The organism is Algoriphagus namhaensis, assembly GCF_042649705.1.
GTDB classification, from domain to species: Bacteria; Bacteroidota; Bacteroidia; order Cytophagales; family Cyclobacteriaceae; genus Algoriphagus; species Algoriphagus namhaensis.
Map to the genome: position 1 here is coordinate 1 of NZ_JBHRZS010000007.1, position 17,143 is coordinate 17,143.

General features: G+C 40.6%; 21 protein-coding genes and 1 rRNA gene. 12 read left to right on the top strand and 10 right to left on the bottom strand.

Annotated elements, in window-relative coordinates:
• The 6 genes from rrf to ACFOSV_RS08295 form a co-directional block, all read left to right on the top strand.
• Positions 1-89, top strand: a 5S ribosomal RNA gene (gene rrf / locus ACFOSV_RS08270); the annotation flags it as partial.
• A gap of 160 nt (positions 90-249) precedes the next feature.
• Entirely contained in the window at positions 250-1,488 is a 1,239-nt protein-coding gene (locus ACFOSV_RS08275; RefSeq protein ID WP_377905323.1) for a dihydroorotase, read from the top strand.
• Positions 1,488-2,000, top strand: coding sequence for a DUF4199 domain-containing protein (locus ACFOSV_RS08280; protein WP_377905325.1), 513 nt, complete (start codon positions 1,488-1,490; stop codon positions 1,998-2,000). Before ACFOSV_RS08275 ends, ACFOSV_RS08280 begins: the two co-directional genes overlap by 1 nt.
• Positions 2,001-2,007: 7 nt before the next feature.
• A complete protein-coding gene (locus ACFOSV_RS08285; RefSeq protein WP_377905327.1) occupies positions 2,008-2,556 on the top strand; it encodes a DUF4199 domain-containing protein in 549 nt (182 codons plus the stop codon).
• A gap of 1 nt (position 2,557) precedes the next feature.
• Positions 2,558-3,514 (top strand): glycosyltransferase family 2 protein, encoded by a 957-nt coding sequence (locus tag ACFOSV_RS08290; protein WP_377905329.1) that lies wholly within the window; start codon positions 2,558-2,560, stop codon positions 3,512-3,514.
• Between the two features lie 2 nt (positions 3,515-3,516).
• Positions 3,517-4,479: a glycosyltransferase gene (locus ACFOSV_RS08295; protein WP_377905331.1), complete on the top strand. Its 963-nt coding sequence runs from the start codon at positions 3,517-3,519 to the stop codon at positions 4,477-4,479.
• On the opposite strand, the gene ACFOSV_RS08300 is transcribed toward ACFOSV_RS08295, so the two are convergent.
• Positions 4,476-5,237, bottom strand: a complete 762-nt coding sequence (locus tag ACFOSV_RS08300) for a class I SAM-dependent methyltransferase (RefSeq protein WP_377905333.1) — start codon at positions 5,235-5,237, stop codon at positions 4,476-4,478. The genes ACFOSV_RS08295 and ACFOSV_RS08300 overlap by 4 nt on opposite strands.
• Positions 5,238-5,398: 161 nt before the next feature.
• On the opposite strand from ACFOSV_RS08300, the gene ACFOSV_RS08305 reads away from it, so the two are divergent.
• The gene (locus tag ACFOSV_RS08305; RefSeq protein ID WP_377905335.1) at positions 5,399-6,883 is read left to right on the top strand and encodes a TolC family protein; all 1,485 of its coding nucleotides are present in this window, start codon (positions 5,399-5,401) and stop codon (positions 6,881-6,883) included.
• Between the two features lie 30 nt (positions 6,884-6,913).
• Here ACFOSV_RS08305 and ACFOSV_RS08310 read toward each other — a convergent pair whose 3' ends face one another.
• From ACFOSV_RS08310 to ACFOSV_RS08350, 9 genes are all read right to left on the bottom strand, one after another.
• Positions 6,914-7,273 carry a hypothetical protein gene (locus ACFOSV_RS08310; protein ID WP_377905337.1) on the bottom strand — a complete coding sequence of 120 codons (360 nt, stop codon included), beginning with the start codon at positions 7,271-7,273 and terminating at the stop codon, positions 6,914-6,916.
• Between the two features lie 70 nt (positions 7,274-7,343).
• Positions 7,344-7,517: an Arc family DNA-binding protein gene (locus ACFOSV_RS08315; RefSeq protein ID WP_377905339.1), complete on the bottom strand. Its 174-nt coding sequence runs from the start codon at positions 7,515-7,517 to the stop codon at positions 7,344-7,346.
• The gene (locus ACFOSV_RS08320; protein ID WP_377905341.1) at positions 7,507-8,007 is read right to left on the bottom strand and encodes a hypothetical protein; all 501 of its coding nucleotides are present in this window, start codon (positions 8,005-8,007) and stop codon (positions 7,507-7,509) included. The genes ACFOSV_RS08315 and ACFOSV_RS08320 overlap by 11 nt, the downstream gene beginning before the upstream one ends.
• A 2-nt stretch (positions 8,008-8,009) precedes the next feature.
• Complete coding sequence (locus ACFOSV_RS08325; protein WP_377905343.1) at positions 8,010-8,858, bottom strand: SPFH domain-containing protein; 849 nt, start codon at positions 8,856-8,858, stop codon at positions 8,010-8,012.
• A gap of 118 nt (positions 8,859-8,976) precedes the next feature.
• Positions 8,977-9,933 (bottom strand): signal recognition particle-docking protein FtsY, encoded by a 957-nt coding sequence (gene ftsY / locus ACFOSV_RS08330; RefSeq protein ID WP_377905345.1) that lies wholly within the window; start codon positions 9,931-9,933, stop codon positions 8,977-8,979.
• An 88-nt stretch (positions 9,934-10,021) separates the two neighbouring features.
• Positions 10,022-10,174 carry a DUF4295 domain-containing protein gene (locus tag ACFOSV_RS08335; protein WP_377905347.1) on the bottom strand — a complete coding sequence of 51 codons (153 nt, stop codon included), beginning with the start codon at positions 10,172-10,174 and terminating at the stop codon, positions 10,022-10,024.
• A gap of 37 nt (positions 10,175-10,211) precedes the next feature.
• The gene (gene rpmG, locus ACFOSV_RS08340; protein ID WP_087938519.1) at positions 10,212-10,394 is read right to left on the bottom strand and encodes a 50S ribosomal protein L33; all 183 of its coding nucleotides are present in this window, start codon (positions 10,392-10,394) and stop codon (positions 10,212-10,214) included.
• A 30-nt stretch (positions 10,395-10,424) separates the two neighbouring features.
• Complete coding sequence (gene rpmB, locus ACFOSV_RS08345; RefSeq protein WP_377905349.1) at positions 10,425-10,667, bottom strand: 50S ribosomal protein L28; 243 nt, start codon at positions 10,665-10,667, stop codon at positions 10,425-10,427.
• A gap of 97 nt (positions 10,668-10,764) precedes the next feature.
• A complete protein-coding gene (locus ACFOSV_RS08350) occupies positions 10,765-10,926 on the bottom strand; it encodes a DUF5522 domain-containing protein (protein ID WP_377905351.1) in 162 nt (53 codons plus the stop codon).
• Between the two features lie 71 nt (positions 10,927-10,997).
• Between ACFOSV_RS08350 and rocD the strand changes: the two genes are divergently transcribed.
• The 5 genes from rocD to ACFOSV_RS08375 all read left to right on the top strand — a co-directional run bounded on the left by rocD (position 10,998) and on the right by ACFOSV_RS08375 (position 17,023).
• Positions 10,998-12,266, top strand: a complete 1,269-nt coding sequence (gene rocD / locus ACFOSV_RS08355) for an ornithine--oxo-acid transaminase (protein ID WP_377905353.1) — start codon at positions 10,998-11,000, stop codon at positions 12,264-12,266.
• A 50-nt stretch (positions 12,267-12,316) separates the two neighbouring features.
• Entirely contained in the window at positions 12,317-12,967 is a 651-nt protein-coding gene (locus ACFOSV_RS08360; protein WP_377905355.1) for an HAD family hydrolase, read from the top strand.
• A gap of 2 nt (positions 12,968-12,969) precedes the next feature.
• Positions 12,970-13,941, top strand: a complete 972-nt coding sequence (hemB, locus tag ACFOSV_RS08365) for a porphobilinogen synthase (RefSeq protein WP_377905357.1) — start codon at positions 12,970-12,972, stop codon at positions 13,939-13,941.
• A gap of 613 nt (positions 13,942-14,554) precedes the next feature.
• Positions 14,555-15,754 (top strand): ammonium transporter, encoded by a 1,200-nt coding sequence (locus ACFOSV_RS08370; protein WP_377907288.1) that lies wholly within the window; start codon positions 14,555-14,557, stop codon positions 15,752-15,754.
• A 99-nt stretch (positions 15,755-15,853) separates the two neighbouring features.
• A complete protein-coding gene (locus tag ACFOSV_RS08375) occupies positions 15,854-17,023 on the top strand; it encodes a porin (RefSeq protein ID WP_377905359.1) in 1,170 nt (389 codons plus the stop codon).
• The last annotated feature ends 120 nt before the right edge of the window (positions 17,024-17,143 follow it).

Sequence of the window (17,143 nt, forward strand, 5' to 3'; positions counted from 1 at the left end):
CCACCTCTTCCCATCCCGAACAGAGAAGTTAAGCCCTGCAGCGCCGATGGTACTGGGGTTACACCTGGGAGAGTAGGTCGCCGCCACATTATTTAAAAGCCAGCTATCTAGCTGGCTTTTTTGCGTTCATAATATTTTTGTTTTCCTAATTATTAGCAAGGAATATCCTAATTATAGGATTGACCATATTTTGATCTGTACTTTCATTTTATTGAATATTATTGCAGTTTTACGACAAAATTTTCCTGCATGTCCACACTGTTCAAAAATCTGAGGCTAATTCAAAATTCAAAAATTCAAGCGCCTAAAGATTATTTGTTTCATAATGAAAATCTCACTGAAGTACCAAGCAATTGGAATGGGGAATATGATTCTGAAGTCGATGCCACGAATTTATTTTTGACCGAAGGCTGGCTCGATCTGAGATGTGGCTCAGGTGATCCCGGGTTGGAATATAAGGAGACTCTTGAAAGCTTGTCAAAAGCTCTTCAACTTAGTGGATTTAGTGGGGGTGTCCTTCTCCCAAATACTCAACCGGTAATTCAATCAAAAAATGATGTGGATTATATCCACAGAAAGGCTCAATCATTTTTGCCTGAAATCCATATTCAGGCTGCTGTCACTCGGGATACCCGGGGAGAAGATCTGACAGAGATTCTCGATATCCATTATCAGTCAGGTGTTTCAATTTTCGGAGATGGCACTGAGACTTTAGCTAATAGTGATCGTTTGATGAAAATCCTTCAATATTTGCAGCGCTTTAATGGGGTTCTGTTCGATCATTCTTATGATCCGTTATTGGCGCTCTTTGGCAAAATGCATGAGGGAGAAATCAGTACCCACCTTGGTATGAAGGGTATTCCAAACCTTGCTGAGGACTTGGCTGTTCATCGGAATCTCGAAATTTTGCGATATACAGGAGGGAGGATGCATTTTCAAACAATTAGTACTGCTAAAAGCGTGCAGCTAATTCGTGAAGCCAAGGCTGAAGGACTCCAAGTTTCCTGTGACATTTCTGTTTATCAATTAATTTTTTCAGATCAAGATTTGAAATCCTTCGATGCTAACTATAAGGTTTTACCACCTTTCAGGGGAGCAAAGGATAGAGAAGCTTTGATTCAAGGCATACAAGATGGGACGATTGATGCGATTGTGTCAAACCATCAACCTCAGGATTATGATTCAAAGTTCATGGAGTTTGATTTGGCTAGTTTTGGCATGGCTGGGTTAATCACTTTTCTTCCAGCTCTTGTTCATTTGGAAAAGGAGCTTTCCTGGCCACTCCTTATTGAAAAAATAACCCGTGGACCTAGAAGGGTGATTTTGGATGAAAAAGATCCAGGTTGGACTATTTTCGACCCACAAGAGGAGTGGGTCTATGACAGATCCGTCAATCTTTCTAAAGCTTCGAATAATCCGTGGTTTGGGGAAAAACTTCAAGGACGAGTAAAATATGTAGTGCAGAAAGGGCAACTAGTTCGCTTGTGATGGGAAAATATTTTCAGTCTGCATATAGGTTTGGCACCTTAGGTGGTGTCCTAAGTGTAGTCTCTTTCTTGGCTCTTGCCTGGTTTTACGGCGATCCTACGAACTTGAATTTGGTGTTTGGTTACATCATCGTGCCCATAGCCATATTTTTGACTATAAAATTCTACAAAGATTATAACAATGATGGCTACCTTTCATTTTCCGAAGGTATGACGGTTGGCTTCGTAGCGTATATGATCCTTGGACTTATCTCTGGTTTAGGTATCTGGCTGATCCTTAGTCTTTCTCCAGATCTTTTTGAATTGATTTTGGATACGAAACTCAAAGTACTGGCTGATAATAAAGAATTGATTTTGGGACAGGTTGGAGAAAAATCCTTTGAAACGACTTTGATGAGCGTCCAAGCAATGACTCCTTTTGATGTGGGCTTGAACGATACGCTGTGGAAAATCATCCCCGGCCTTTTTTTTAGTATTATTATTTCCATTATTTTACGTAGAAACTCTAACTAACTCCATTATGGAAGAACAACAATCTCCCCTGAAAGCGGCCATTCAACCTGGTCTCACCATAGGTCTCGTTTCACTTGCGATTACCTTTATTGTTTATTTTATTGATTCATCCATGCTGATCAGCGGTTGGTTTGGATTGATCGCAATTGTCATTTTCTTTACCCTAATCATTTATTTTGGTCGTCAGTATCGTTCTGAATTGGGTGGATTTATGGACTTTGGGACAGCTTTCCAGTTTAGTTTTATAGCAATTGTTATTTCTGGCCTTGTTGGCTTAGTTGGCCAAATTTTGCTGTATCAAGTAATTGATCCTACGCTAGGCCAAGTTTTAGCTGATCAGTCTGTAGAAAACACCCTAGCTATGATGGAGCGTTTTGGTGCTCCAGCGGATTCAATGGGTGCTGAGCAAATTGAGGAAATGAGACAGGCAACATTAGATGGATTTACTCTAGGTGGCCAATTGAAAGCCTTTGGGATTGCCCTAGTGGTTTATGCCATAATAGCCTTAATTTTGGGAGCAATCCTGAAGAAAAAAGACAAGTCTCTAGAATATTAATATGATTCAAATTTCTGTAGTAATTCCCGTTTTTAATGAAGACGAATCTATTACGGAATTGACCCAATGGATTAGCCGTGTGATGCAAACACACGGCTTTTCTTATGAGGTTATTTTGGTGAATGATGGAAGTACAGATCGCTCCTGGAGCGTCATGGAAGAACTCAGTGCAAACTTCAAGGAGATTAAGGGGCTGAATTTCACCCGAAATTTTGGTAAATCGGCTGCTTTGGATGCTGGATTTGTTAAGGCTACAGGAGAGGTGGTGATTACCATGGATGCGGATCTTCAAGATAGTCCCGAGGAGATTCCAGAGTTATATCGAATGATTACAGAAGAGGGATTCGATGTGGTTTCAGGCTGGAAAAAGGAAAGACATGATCCAATTACCAAGACCATTCCTTCCAGGTTTTTTAATGGGGTCACACGCTGGATTTCAGGTATTCCACTTCACGATTTCAATTGTGGGCTTAAGGCTTACAAAAAAAAGGTGGTCAAAAATATTCATATCTATGGGGAGATGCACCGCTATATCCCCTTATTGGCTAAGTGGAGCGGGTTTTCTAAGATAGGTGAAAAAGTGGTCCAACATCAAGCCCGTAAATATGGTGAGTCTAAGTTTGGGTTGGAGCGCTTCCTCAATGGATTTTTAGATCTAATTTCTGTTTCATTCGTCCATCGATATAAGAAAAAGCCGATGCATTTTTTTGGATTGCTTGGGACACTATCCTTTTTGACTGGGTTTTTCATCACATGTTGGTTGGTAGGAGAAAAGATTTATGGGTTGAGCAAAGGGCTTAAGGTTCGTGAGGTTGTGGATCAGCCCTTGTTTTTCTTGGCACTTGTTGCATTGATTGTGGGAGTTCAACTGTTTTTAACCGGTTTTATTGCGGAGCTGATGACTTCAAATCAATCGAAGGAACCTGAATATAAAGTGGATGAGGAGCTGAACTTTTGAAAATGAAGTTTTCCATCATTATCCCAGTATTCAATAGACCAGATGAAATTCAAGATTTATTAACAAGTCTGCTTAGCCAAACTTATCGAGACTTTGAGGTGATTATAGTGGAAGATGGTTCTGAAGTTACTTGCGAGGCTGTAGTTTCCAGATTTTCTAAAAATTTCTCTATTCGTTATTTTTTTCAGGAAAATTCTGGTCAGGGCTTTGCTAGAAATTTCGGTATGAGCCAGGCGAGTGGCGATTTTTTTGTGATTTTAGATTCAGATGTCGTATTACCACCCATGTATTTGGAGGTCTTGGCTCTGGAAATAAAAAATAGAAGCTTGGATGCCTTTGGAGGGCCAGATCGATCTGGAGAAGATTTTTCACCACTTCAAAAAGCTATGGATTTTGCAATGACTTCTTTTTGGACCACTGGAGGGATTCGTGGCAAGCTAAAAGACCCTTCGAAGTATCAGGCTAGAGGCTTCAATATGGGAGTAAGCAAGCAGGTGTTTGAGCAGACTAAGGGGTTTTTGGATCCTAACCGCGGTGAGGATATAGAATGGAGCTTACGGATTAAAAAATCTGGGTTTAGGCTTGAGCTAGTTGAAGAAGCTTATGTTTTTCACAAGCGAAAAAACACTCTCTTGAACTTTATGAAGCAATCCTTCTCTTTTGGACAAAACCGTGTGAATGTCTCAAGATTTCACCCGGGAGCCATACAACTGATTCACCTTTTGCCATTGTTTTTTTTACTTTTTTTAATTTCTATTGCCTTCGCTTTTTTCTTGTGGCCTCAGCTGTTTTATGCTCAACTCCTAATTTTTGGACTTTGGTCTTTAGGCGTTCTGGTTGGAGCTCTTATTCAATATCGTTCTTTGCTGGTGATGGGCTTGAGTTGGATTTGTGCAGTACTTCAGCTTTCAGGGTATGGTGCCGGATTACTCTATGAACTGAGTGTGAAAGCGATTAAAGGCTAGCCTTTCTTGCACATAAAGATGATCTCCTCTTTCGGCAGAGCATATTTTTCAACCTCTTCAGCAGCTAACTCTTTCACAAAGGAGTTTTCCTCGATCAAAATTCCGGACTTTCTCAATCGTGCTGCATAATCTAATCCATATTTTCGCACGTGATCTCTTTGACCAAAAACGCGCTCTCGTTCTGCAGCATCGGTGATCGAATCATCCTGTAACGTGGTAGGGATGTTGTACACAGGAGATTGCAAGATCCCCCACCCGTCTTGTCTCAGAACTCGATTGAACTCAGCACAGACTTTTAAATCGTCTGTGACATGCTCCAAAACATGATTACAAAAGATTACATCAAAAGAATTATCCGGAAATGGGATGTCGTGCACATCCATTTTCACCTTGGCGAGTGGCGACTCAATATCAGCCGTGACGTATTCTAGATTAGGTAATTTTTCAAATCGATCAATGAAACAATGTTCTGGTGCAATATGTAAAACCTTCAATTTTTTGCTAAAAAAAGTGGTCCTTTGTTTCAGAAAAAGCCACATCAGCCTATGACGTTCTAGTGCAAGACAGCTTGGACAAAGGGCGTTTGCTCGTGCCTTGCGACCATAGGGAAGAAATTTCGAATAACTGTTGCCGCATACTGGACAGCTCACAGCATCACCTTTATTCATTCTTGCAAAAAATGACATGACCAGAGGACTGATGGTCTGCAATAACGGTCTTGGAACGAACCTGATGACGAAACTGATGACTTTTTTCATGCAATTATTTTATGCTGCAAGTTAAAAAGGATCAGGGCTAATCCCTTTATTTTTTAGATTTTAGTCACTAGTAAGGGAATTTAACAATTCACTGTTTGTACAATTGGAATCAATAGTTACTTTAGTTATTCAGTGTGTCCACTAAACCAACTTATAGAAGGATGAAATTTTCATTTTACCCTAAAATCTTTATTTCGGGATTCTTCTCATTGATCCTTTCAGCTTCTCACGGGCAAGAAGTTACCACTTACACCCTTAGCGAGATGGTGAATCGAGCCAAGGAAATTTCTCCTGCCTCCTTGAGTGTCAAAACCAAAAAGGAAAATCGGTATTGGCAATACAGGTTATTTAGATCAAATTATAATCCTCAGCTACGTTTGAATGGTACTTTGCCGAGTTATTCTCAATCATTCAATAGTATCACCCAGCCAGATGGAAGTATTGAGTTTTTGCAAGTCCAGCAAAATTTACTTGATTTGGAGCTGGGGCTTCAGCAGGTAATTGCTCCTACTGGTGGAGTAATCTCCGTGAATTCATCAACCAATCGTTTTGATAACTTTCTCTCAGACGGGACGGATCCACAAACTCAATACTCAGGTGTTCCGGTGAACGTCAGACTTCAGCAGCCAATTTTCGCCTACAATCCTTTCAAGTGGGATAAAAAGATTCAGCCACTCATCTACGAAGAAAGCAAGCGGGAATTTGTTCAAGAAATGGAAATGGTGTCCATGCAAGTGACTTCTTTGTTTTTTGATTATCTCCTAGCTCAAGTCAATCATGATATCGCGACATATAACTTGGCGAATTCTCAGCAGATTTTTGAAATAGAGAAAAAGCGATACGAACTAGGGACCGCTTATGAGGATGCACTTTTACAGGTAGAACTTCAAGTTTTGCAGGCCCAACAAGACTTGGCTCAAGCCAAAATGGATTTAGAGGGAAGTACATTTGGAGTAAATGCATTTATAGGGTTGAGTCAATATGACGAAATCAGACTGATCTCCCCGACAGAAATCCCACAATTTGATGTTGACGTCAATCGTGCGATTGAATTGGCTTTTGAAAATAGGGCAGAAGCCTTAGGATTCGTTCGTCAGGAGTTAGAAGCAGAAGCTTTAATCGCCCAGGCGAAAGGAGAGCGAATTTCTATGCAACTCAATGCGAGTTATGGATATAATAACGCTGCTTTTACCTTTCCTGAGATTTATCAAAATCCCAATACCCAAGCCTTAGTCAATCTTGGCCTATCAGTTCCAATTTTAGATTGGGGAAGAAACAAAGCGCGGGTCTCTCAGGCTCAGGCAAATCAAAGACTAGTGGAGTATACAGTTGAGCAGGAACGGATCAATTTTGAGCAAGAAATATTTACTAAAGTGAAAAACTTTATCATGATGCGGGAGCGCCTAGGTGTCACTCGTGTATCAGACGAAGTAGCTCAAAAAAGATATGATATTGCACTCAAGCGATACCAAACAGGCAATGTGACAATCACGGATTTGAATATCGCACAGGGAGAAAAAGATTCGAATAAGCGGGCGTATTTTTCCTCACTCAAGGACTTCTGGATGGCTTATTATGAGCTCAGGGCCCTTACACTATATGACTTTGAAAATAATATCTTACTGTATACACCAGATGAGGAATAAAAAAAAAGGCGACCCTAGGTCGCCCATAAATTAACCGGCTTCAGCCAGTAGTTCTTCTAACTTCTCGATATCTTTTTCCAGTTTCTCGATAGCCTTGGCTTGTTTACCCAAGTCCTTTGTGATTTTGGCTACATCATTAGGAGTTAGTTTCCCGGAGGCATTTTTCTTTTGAAAATTATCTAAGTCCTTCTGGTATCGATTGTTGATTTTTTCTAATTTCTCTCTGTTTTTTTCGAGTTGAGCCTCAGCTTTTTCTAGCTTTGCAGCGGTTTTGGCTGCTTTTTTCTGCTCCTTGGTCATTTCAGTTGCGACTTCCTGAGCCAAGGTTTCTGCAGGATTGGCCAAGTAAAAAGCTCCAAAAAATAGAGCTATAGCTATTAGTTTTTTCATGACGATGTTAGGTTAACTACCTCAATATCATGATTTTTTCTAAGGGATCAAAAGGCTATGTCAGGAGTAATTAGTCTTTGTCGGTACTTGTCGATTTACCAAGACGTCCAGATTTTTTGAGTGCTTCACGTACGATCCATTCCAATTGTCCATTGGTACTACGGAATTCATCAGCGGCCCATTTTTCCACTTCTTTCATCATTTTTTCGTCTAAGCGTAATGCAAAAGGCTTCTTAGCTGCCATGATTACCCTCCCTCCAATTCTCTATAAATTCTTTGAGCTCTTTGGCCTTCATCGTGCCAATCATTATTTTTTTCTTTTCCCCTACGTCCAGAAGCAAGCCTTCATCTCCCAGAATACTATAGGCTTTGGTTGTTTTATTTCCTTTGAGCCCCCATCCACCATAATCCGTGATTGGACTATAGTTAATTACTTGAATAGATTGAATCTGCTCTGGTGTATATTTTCTCCACGAATTAATGAATGGGAAAAACCGAAAGGATACTCCAGCTTCGTCAATCCGGGTTTCCAGCTTTAGGTTGAAAATAAATAGGAAAATCCCCCCCATGACTACGATCATAACGCTAAGCGCTATTCCCATTTCAGATTTGTCCTCGGCGGTGAAAAAGAAGAACAAAAGCAAAAGGAGGGTGGGTAGCTCCACCAAAAGTAAAAAGTAAGCTACCCATGTTCCTCGATATGTCTGAGATTCATTAAATACTCGATAAGCCATGATTACTGATGCAATGTTCCGACATTTAATACAGGGCTAGCACTCTTATCAGAACAAAGAACGACCATCAAATTTGAAACCATTACCGCCTTTTTTTCATCGTCAAACTCAATGATATCTTTCATCTTCAGATCTTCCAACGCCATTTCCACCATACCCACAGCGCCTTCAACAATTTTTTGTCTGGCGGCTACAATAGCCGTGGCCTGCTGACGCTGAAGCATGGCTGATGCAATTTCTGAGGCGTAAGCCAGGTGGGAAATTCTTGCCTCGATTACTTTAATTCCAGCATGATTTAATCGATCTCTAATCTCTTTTTCTAAGGCGTCATTCACTTCTTCTACTCCCGAGCGAAGCGTTACTTCTTCGTCTTCATCTTCAAAATTGTCATAGGAGAATAATCCTGCCATTTTTCGAACCGCAGCATCAGCCTGGAGGTGGACAAAATTCTCATAGTCATTGACATCAAAAGAGGCTTTAAAAGTATCTTCTACTTGCCAAACCACAATTGTCCCGATCATGACGGGATTACCGATTTTGTCATTGACTTTTACAGGCTTGTTTTCAAAGTTCCTTACCCTCAAAGAGATTTTCTTTTTGGTCATAAAGGGATTTACCCAGAAAAACCCACTTTTCTTTACGGTACCTTTGTAATCACCAAAAAGTAAAAGTACCATCGCCTTATTTGGTTCTACAATAAAGAATCCAAAAATGGAGATTATGAATGCAAGCAATACAGGGATGGCAACCACGAACAGTCCAAGTACAATTGAGGAAACTGCACTGGCAATCAAAAGTAGTACGACCAGGAGAAAGGTATATCCTGATGCTGGTTTTGTTATTTTTTCCATGTCAATATGATGTTATAATGATATCATAATAAATTACGGAAATTTTTTTCAAAGGGTTGCGCATAAGGCAAAAAAAAATCCCGATTTCTCGGGATTATATGTGATCAAATCAGATGGATTATTTCTTTTTGAATAAGGAATCTACAAATTCCTTTCTGTTAAAAAGCTGAAGGTCAGTCATTTTTTCGCCAACACCTATGTATTTGACAGGGATTTTCATTTGGTCTGAAATTCCTATGACAACTCCGCCCTTTGCGGTTCCATCTAGTTTGGTGACGGCAAGTGCTGAAATTTCTGTGACCTTGGAAAATTCCTTTGCTTGAATAAATGCATTCTGGCCAGTCGAACCATCCAAAACAAGTAATATCTCGTGTGGCGCATCTGGGATAAATTTTTGCATCACTCGCTTTATCTTACCAAGCTCATTCATCAGGTTGACCTTTGTGTGCAAGCGGCCAGCAGTATCGATGATGACTACATCTACTTTTTGGTCCACTGCCTGTTTTACGGCATCAAATGCTACCGATGCGGGATCAGTATTCATTCCGTGTGAAACAACTGGGACATCCACTCTTTTGCCCCATAGAATCAACTGATCCACTGCAGCCGCTCGAAAGGTGTCCGCCGCTCCCAAAACCACAGACTTACCAGCATTTTTAAAGAGGCTAGCTAGTTTTCCAATGGTAGTGGTTTTCCCCACTCCATTGACTCCCACCACCATAATGACATATGGCTTTTTATCCGCTGGAAGTTCAAAGTCCAGAAGATCTTGTGTATTATTTTCAGCAAGAAGGTTAATAATTTCCTCTCGCAGGAGCTTATCTAGCTCTTGAGTATTGACGTATTTATCTCGAGCCACTCGATCTTCGATACGGTTGATAATTTTGATGGTGGTATCCACACCTACATCCGATGTGATTAGGATTTCTTCCAGTTCATCAAGAACCTCTTCATCCACGGTGGATTTACCGACAACTGCCTTGCTTAGCTTTGAAAAAATAGTTTCGCTGGACTTCTGAAGGCCCTGATCTAAGCTTTCTTTTTTGTCTTTAGAGAAAAAACCAAAAATTCCCATGTTGAATTGTTTATCGGCCAAAAATAACGAAAAAGTCCCTGCTGACCGAAATCAGAGGGACTTAAATAATTTGAATTGCGACTGCAATTTATTTTTTCAAGGTGTCCTGTACCAGAGTTGAAGGAACCATTTCTTCTCTAAAGGTGTAAGCACCAGTCTTGTCAGACTTAATAGCTCTGATAACTTTTGAATAGGTTACGCCACCTTCTTTCTTCAGGGTTGCTACTACTTTCTTAGCCATATCTTTTTTCTTTTAACAGAGCGAGCTCTGATTGAAATTATTTGATCTCTTTGTGAACAGTCACTTTCTTCAAGATAGGATTGAATTTTTTCAACTCCAATCTCTCAGTGGTGTTCTTTCTGTTTTTGGTCGTGATGTATCGAGACGTACCTGGCATGCCAGAAGCTTTGTGCTCTGTGCACTCCATGATTACCTGTACTCTATTTCCTTTCTTAGCCATCTTCGTATTGATTATAGGGTCGTGACTGAATTATTTGATCACAATCATCCCGGAATCCTGCGCTTTTTTCAAAACTGCTGAAATACCGTTCTTATTGATAGTTTTCAATGCCTTGGTAGACACTTTCAAAGTGATCCATGCGTCCTCTTCGGGTACGTAGAAAGTCTTCTTGTGAAGATTTGGGTAAAATCTACGCTTAGTCTTATTGTTTGCATGGGACACGTTGTTACCTACGCGAGGTCTTTTTCCGGTGATGTCACAAACTTTTGCCATGATATATTATCGTCTAATGAATGCGTTCCTGTAATGAGTTTGCAAATATCGCAACTTTTTATGAATTAACAACTGCTGCTCCAAAAATTTATACCCTTTATTCACTCAGTGGGTAAGGACAATGCTTGCAGCCACTGCCGCAGCAATAACCACGTTTCAGGTGGTACTTTTCTGTAAAGACCATGAGGCCTTGTTCATTGAAGTAATAATCCCCTGCACCTAACTCCACTGGTGTTTTATCCTTCTTCTTCGAATCCATAGATTGACGGGTGCGATTTCTTATATTTGTAACTTAATGTCCTGAGAAATAAATCCAAAATTACGAGAAAGATGCAATCTATTCAGTCCAGTCAAGAAGCAATTGCTTTAGAAAATAAATATGGTGCACATAACTACCATCCACTCCCAGTTGTTTTAGCAAAGGGTGAAGGAGTCTTCCTTTGGGATGTAGAGGGAAAAAGATACTATGATTTTTTATCTGCATATTCTGCAGTCAATCAAGGGCACTGTCATCCCCGAATCAAAAATGCACTGATCGAGCAAGCAGGTACTTTAACTTTGACCTCACGTGCTTTTTATAATGATGTCTTAGGCCCCTTTGAAAAATATCTGACGGAATATTTTGGCTTTGATAAGGTACTTCCAATGAATACCGGGGCTGAAGGAGTAGAGACTGCAATCAAAATAGCCCGAAAGTGGGGGTATGAGAAAAAAGGTATTCCAGAAAATAAGGCCAAAATCATTGTTGCAGAGAATAATTTCCACGGAAGAACAACCACCATTATCTCGTTTTCTAACGATGAAAATGCAAGGAAAAATTTCGGACCTTACACAGCTGGCTTTGCCAAAATCGCCTATGATGATATTTCTGCATTGAAGGAGGCGCTAAAGGACCCTGAAGTAGTAGCTTTCTTAGTGGAGCCAATTCAGGGAGAAGCCGGTGTTTATGTACCTTCGGAGGATTATATCCGAAAGGCCAAAGAAGCTTGTAGCGAAAAGGGTGTTCTCTTCATTGCAGATGAAATCCAAACAGGGATTGCTAGAACAGGATCTCTTTTGGCTGTTTGCGGTAATTGTACTTGCGCAGGGCATTGCGAGCGGCAGGCAAGCTATACCAAACCAGATATGCTTATTCTTGGTAAAGCCATTTCAGGTGGGTTTTATCCTGTTTCAGCTGTTTTAGCCGATGATGATATTATGAACGTGATCAAGCCTGGTCAACATGGATCTACTTTTGGAGGCAATCCGTTGGGTACCCAAGTGGCAATGACAGCTTTAGAGGTGGTGAGAGATGAGCACTTAGCCCAGAATGCCCGAAAGCTAGGAGCAATCTTCAGAGATCGAATGAATGTTTTGGTAGGAAAGTATGATATCATCAAACTGGTGCGAGGCAAAGGTTTGCTGAATGCCGTGGTGATTAATGACTCCGAGGAAAGCAGCACGGCATGGGACATCTGCGTAGCGTTAAAGGATAATGGACTTTTGGCTAAGCCCACTCACGGTAATATTATTCGTTTTGCACCCCCCTTGGTAATGACAGAAGAGCAACTTCACGAATGTTGCGATATAATAGAAAAAACCATCAAGGGTTTTAATTAAGATAAAAGAGCCATTTGGCTCTTTTTCTTTGGAATACTTAATTATTCAGGATGCTCAAAGCAGTTATTTTTGATATGGATGGTGTGATCAGTCATACCAATCCTTTCCACTCAGTGGCTTTCAAGGAGTTTTTCGCCAAGCGCAACATTTATCCCACCGAAGAAGAATTCAAGCTCCACATGTATGGCAAAAACAATGGGTACATACTTAGCCATTTTTTGGGAAGGAAGATAGAAGGCAAGGAATTGAAGAAATTGGAATTCGAGAAAGAAAGTCTATTCCGTGAGATTTATAGAGACCAGGTGGCTGATATTTCTGGATTCATAGGGTTTCTGAGTAAAATCATTCAGGCCAATCTGAAGGTAGGTGTAGCCACCTCTGCTCCTCGAGCTAATATGGATTTGATTTTGGGGCAATTAGGAATACTACAGAAATTCGAATCCTTGTTGGCCGAGGAGGATGTGCAAAAACATAAGCCTGATCCAGAGGTTTATAAGGAGTCGGCCCAGAACCTAGGAGTCGAGCCAAAAGATTGCTTGGTTTTCGAGGACTCCTTTTCAGGAGTCATGGCCGCAAAAAATGCCGGGATGAAAGTGGTCGGCGTATTGTCCACCCATACTATCGAGGAGCTTCCCCCATGTGATCTTTATTTACATAATTATTTAGATTTGGATCTCAAAAGGATTCAAGACCTCTTTTAACCATGCAAATCAGACCCAGAAGAAATCGTAAATCGGAGGCTATTCGTAGCCTTGTGGAGGAGACAAGTCTTTCGGTAAAGGATTTTATTTTCCCAATGTTTCTCATTGATGGGAGACAGCAGAAAGTGGAAGTCGCTTCGATGCCGGGTATCTACAGATACTCTGTGGACTTGATGCTGAAAGAAATTGAGGAATGCATGAAGCTTGGAATTATGGCTTTCGATGTATTTCCGGCTTACCCGGAGTCACTTAAGGATAAAATGGCAACGGAGAGTTACAACCCTGAGACTTTTTATCTCAAAGCACTGCGCGAGATCAAAAAGACTTTCCCTGAACTCTGTCTAATGTCGGATGTGGCTATGGATCCTTATAGCAGTGATGGTCATGATGGGATTGTGAAAGATGGCAAAATCATGAATGATGAAACCTTAGAGGTTTTGGCTAGAATGTCTTTAGCTCAGGCTGATGCTGGGGTGGATATTTTGGGGCCTTCAGATATGATGGACGGGCGTGTGGGTTTTATCCGAGCTGCCTTAGACGATCAAGGCTTTACAGAGACTTCGATCATGTCTTACACTGCCAAATATGCGAGTTCCTTTTATGGCCCTTTCCGAGATGCCTTAGATTCAGCTCCAAAGTTTGGGGATAAAAAAACTTACCAAATGAATCCGGCTAATTCAAAAGAAGCCCTGATCGAAGCCGAATTGGATTTGGCCGAGGGGGCAGACTTTTTGATGGTCAAGCCGGCATTAGCATACTTGGACATCATCAAGTTGTTGAATGACAATTTTGCACTTCCTATAGCTGCCTATAACGTCTCTGGAGAATACAGCATGATCAAAGCTTCGGCAGAGAGGGGCTGGCTTGACGGTGAACGAGCAATGCTAGAGTCTTTACTGAGCATTAAACGTGCTGGAGCCAAGGTGATTCTCACCTATTTTGCTAAAGAATTTGCCTTGATCAAGGGTCGATAATTTAGATGAACGAAATAATTTAGTGAAGGCCGGTGATCGGCCTTTTTTTGTGAATCACACTTAACTCACATGGATTTGGGTGATATTTTTTTATTTTTTTGGGGTAAAAAGAAAAAAAATACTGAATTCGATAAAATTTTTTTTGGCCAGAGTTAAATTTTCGGTATTTCCATTCATTCAAAATTTTTTAATCAGAATTAAATTCTGATAAATCTTTTTATTCCTTATAAACCTCACGTAAATGAATTTTCGGAATCGATTGAGAAAAATATTCAGTAGAATTTTAGATTTTTCAACTTTTCTCAAATCTGGTTTAAAATGAGCCTTATTGATTAGAAAAAAATGTAATTTTTAGCTAAATGGGTTTAAAAATGATAGTAAAACCTATAAAAAATTGCTTTAGTATCAATAAATGATTTGAATTATTGCAGAGAATATAATTAACTTCGGCAGAAGCATTTGCTGTCAGACCTATCAAAAATTCTGAAAACGTTCAAAATTTTAATCAAAACCTATGAAGTATTTCGTACCATTACTGGCTAATGAGCCTGTGACCGAACTAGAATTATCGGTTGGCTTAGCTGAAGGATTGTTCACCACTAATAACGTGTGGATGATGCTGTCTACCGCTCTGGTGTTTATTATGCACCTTGGGTTTGCTGGAGTTGAAACTGGCTTTGGACAAGCCAAAAACACAGTCAACATTTTATTTAAGAATACCATTACTCCAATTTTGGGCTTGCTGTCCTACGCGGTTGTAGGATTTTTTTTAATGTATCCTGGCTTTGAGACTCCAGGATGGTTTGCTTTTGACCTTTCTGGTTGGAAAATGTTTTGGTTCTCTCCTGCGGATGCAGACGTTTCGTCTGGTTATTCGGATGGAGGATATACCTATTGGACAGACTTCCTTTTCCAAGGCATGTTTGCTGCTACGGCTGCGACTATTGTGTCTGGCGCCATTGCGGAGCGGGTGAAATTATCAGCCTATCTGGTTTTCACACTGTTTTTTGTTGGATTGGTATATCCAATCATTGGCAGTTGGAAATGGGGAGGTGGAGCTTTGGATGATATGGGTTTTTATGACTTCGCTGGAAGTACCCTTGTACATTCTGTAGGTGGATGGGGGGCCTTGGCAGGAGTGATCCTTGTAGGCCCGAGAATAGGTAAATATGTCAATGGTAAAACTGTTGATAAGCCTGGAGCGAGTGTTCCACTTGCTGTAATTGGAGTATTCTTATTATGGTTGGGATGGTTTGGATTCAATGGCGGGTCGGTACTTTCTGCAGATCCTGCTCTAGTTTCTTATGTGTTGGTTATTACCTCACTCGGAGCTTGTGCAGGAGGACTTGGTGGATTTTTGGCCGGTAATTTTGTGTTCAAGCGCTTAGACTTGGGTATGATGTTGAATGGTATTCTTGCCGGTCTGGTCGGTGTCACTGCGGGTGCAGATGTTTTTACCCCAGCATCGGCATTATTTATAGGGCTTGTGGCTGGAATGCTTGTGGTTTTCTCTGCAGTTCTCCTAGATCGATTCAAACTCGATGATGTGGTAGGAGCAGTCTCTGTCCATTTAACATGTGGAATCTGGGGTACTTTGGCTGTAGGTATTTTCTCGACCAACCCGGAACACAGTTTCTTAACTCAACTTGCTGGAGTAGCAGTTTGTGGTGCTATGGCTTTTGCTTCCGCCTTTATCATTTTCTACGTACTGAAAATCACTGTTGGTGTCAGGGTTTCAGAAGAGCATGAACGAACAGGTTTGGATTCCCACGAACATGGAATCCGAGGCTATACAATCGTCTATGACGAATAGCCAATAAAAAAGGAATCCCCACCTAGGAAAAAAATGCGACTCTCTTTCCTGGTGAGGACTATTGATCAATTCTCTCATCAATCAACATTTAAAATTAAAATGAAATATCTATTCATAATAATCCTATGCCTATCTTTTTCTCTAATTTCTGATATAAAGGCTCAAGAAACCACCGAAGAAACATCTAAATTAACACTCTCAGGCTCGGTGGATGCTTATTTTCGAACAAATCTTAATGCTACGAATAGCGGAGAAAACTTTACAGCTCCTGCTACATCTTTTGGTAATCTTCCTGGATTTTCTTTAGGTATGGCTAATATAATTGCCACATATGAAGGCCAAAAAGTTGGCGCAGTGGTTGATTTGGTATTTGGTCCAAGGGGCGAAGATGCTGTATTCGGCTCTCCACTTTATGCAGGGGGCATGGCTGGCAGCTCTCAAATTTTAAATCAGCTGTATGTCTATTGGAATGTCAATGATGCGGTAACCTTGAGTATAGGTAATTTTAATACTTTCCTTGGCTATGAAGTGATTTCTCCAACTGGAAACTTCAATTACTCCACGTCCTATATGTTTTCCTATGGTCCATTTTCCCACACAGGAATCAAGGCCGATATCGCTCTTTCTGATAAATTCTCATTTATGGCCTCCTTAATGAATCCTACGGATATGACGGAATTTAACCTAATGGGGACTTATACACTTGGTGCACAACTCGGGTATGCCACCGATGCGGGAAGTACTTTTCTTAACTTCGTGTATGGTGACCAAGACGGCAAACTCCAAAATGACGGGTCTTTAATCCCAGAACAAAGCTCTGCTGGAAAGACTTTACAGGTCGATTTGACCACTGGTTTTAATCTGACCGAGTCACTTTATGTAGGTGTCAACACTACCTACAACACCACTTCTTCAGGAGAAATTTTCTCAGGATCTGATATTCAGGATTATGATGGTGATGGCTCAGGATTTTATGGATTCGCAGGGTATCTCCAGGCAACGACCTCTGAAAAATTTGCGCTGGGACTGAGAGGTGAGTACTTCAGCGTATTCAATGGAGGCCTGGAGGGAGTAGTGGGAATGAATGGAGAGGGTGATGGAAACGTATTTGCATTGACATTATCTGGAAATGCCAAAATCACGAAAAATCTCACCTTGATTCCTGAGTTTAGATTGGACTCAATGAGCGAAAATTTCTTTGTTGATAATGATCTCAATCCGAGTAAAAATCTTTCGTCATTCCTGCTTGCAGCAGTATTTGCCTTTTAATTCCAACAATCAATTCCATATCCATAGCCGGTGCGATTTTGCACCGGCTTTGTCATTTTTATACCTTTTGTAAAAAGATATTCTATTGAGAAAGGGGTATTTTTCCGATTTTTTAGTTTG

What these genes read in the sequence shown, in the direction of transcription:
- ACFOSV_RS08300 (WP_377905333.1), bottom strand. Translation starts at nt 5,237, where the DNA reads ATGAAAAAAGTCATCAGTTTCGTCATCAGGTTCGTTCCAAGACCGTTA.
- hemB (WP_377905357.1), top strand. Translation starts at nt 12,970, where the DNA reads ATGCAAATCAGACCCAGAAGAAATCGTAAATCGGAGGCTATTCGTAGC.
- ACFOSV_RS08360 (WP_377905355.1), top strand. Translation starts at nt 12,317, where the DNA reads ATGCTCAAAGCAGTTATTTTTGATATGGATGGTGTGATCAGTCATACC.
- ACFOSV_RS08320 (WP_377905341.1), bottom strand. Translation starts at nt 8,007, where the DNA reads ATGGCTTATCGAGTATTTAATGAATCTCAGACATATCGAGGAACATGG.
- ACFOSV_RS08280 (WP_377905325.1), top strand. Translation starts at nt 1,488, where the DNA reads ATGGGAAAATATTTTCAGTCTGCATATAGGTTTGGCACCTTAGGTGGT.
- ACFOSV_RS08335 (WP_377905347.1), bottom strand. Translation starts at nt 10,174, where the DNA reads ATGGCTAAGAAAGTAGTAGCAACCCTGAAGAAAGAAGGTGGCGTAACC.
- rpmG (WP_087938519.1), bottom strand. Translation starts at nt 10,394, where the DNA reads ATGGCTAAGAAAGGAAATAGAGTACAGGTAATCATGGAGTGCACAGAG.
- ftsY (WP_377905345.1), bottom strand. Translation starts at nt 9,933, where the DNA reads ATGGGAATTTTTGGTTTTTTCTCTAAAGACAAAAAAGAAAGCTTAGAT.
- rpmB (WP_377905349.1), bottom strand. Translation starts at nt 10,667, where the DNA reads ATGGCAAAAGTTTGTGACATCACCGGAAAAAGACCTCGCGTAGGTAAC.
- ACFOSV_RS08350 (WP_377905351.1), bottom strand. Translation starts at nt 10,926, where the DNA reads ATGGATTCGAAGAAGAAGGATAAAACACCAGTGGAGTTAGGTGCAGGG.
- ACFOSV_RS08290 (WP_377905329.1), top strand. Translation starts at nt 2,558, where the DNA reads ATGATTCAAATTTCTGTAGTAATTCCCGTTTTTAATGAAGACGAATCT.
- ACFOSV_RS08275 (WP_377905323.1), top strand. Translation starts at nt 250, where the DNA reads ATGTCCACACTGTTCAAAAATCTGAGGCTAATTCAAAATTCAAAAATT.
- ACFOSV_RS08375 (WP_377905359.1), top strand. Translation starts at nt 15,854, where the DNA reads ATGAAATATCTATTCATAATAATCCTATGCCTATCTTTTTCTCTAATT.
- ACFOSV_RS08370 (WP_377907288.1), top strand. Translation starts at nt 14,555, where the DNA reads ATGATGCTGTCTACCGCTCTGGTGTTTATTATGCACCTTGGGTTTGCT.
- ACFOSV_RS08310 (WP_377905337.1), bottom strand. Translation starts at nt 7,273, where the DNA reads ATGAAAAAACTAATAGCTATAGCTCTATTTTTTGGAGCTTTTTACTTG.
- rocD (WP_377905353.1), top strand. Translation starts at nt 10,998, where the DNA reads ATGCAATCTATTCAGTCCAGTCAAGAAGCAATTGCTTTAGAAAATAAA.
- ACFOSV_RS08305 (WP_377905335.1), top strand. Translation starts at nt 5,399, where the DNA reads ATGAAATTTTCATTTTACCCTAAAATCTTTATTTCGGGATTCTTCTCA.
- ACFOSV_RS08295 (WP_377905331.1), top strand. Translation starts at nt 3,517, where the DNA reads ATGAAGTTTTCCATCATTATCCCAGTATTCAATAGACCAGATGAAATT.
- ACFOSV_RS08285 (WP_377905327.1), top strand. Translation starts at nt 2,008, where the DNA reads ATGGAAGAACAACAATCTCCCCTGAAAGCGGCCATTCAACCTGGTCTC.
- ACFOSV_RS08315 (WP_377905339.1), bottom strand. Translation starts at nt 7,517, where the DNA reads ATGGCAGCTAAGAAGCCTTTTGCATTACGCTTAGACGAAAAAATGATG.
- ACFOSV_RS08325 (WP_377905343.1), bottom strand. Translation starts at nt 8,858, where the DNA reads ATGGAAAAAATAACAAAACCAGCATCAGGATATACCTTTCTCCTGGTC.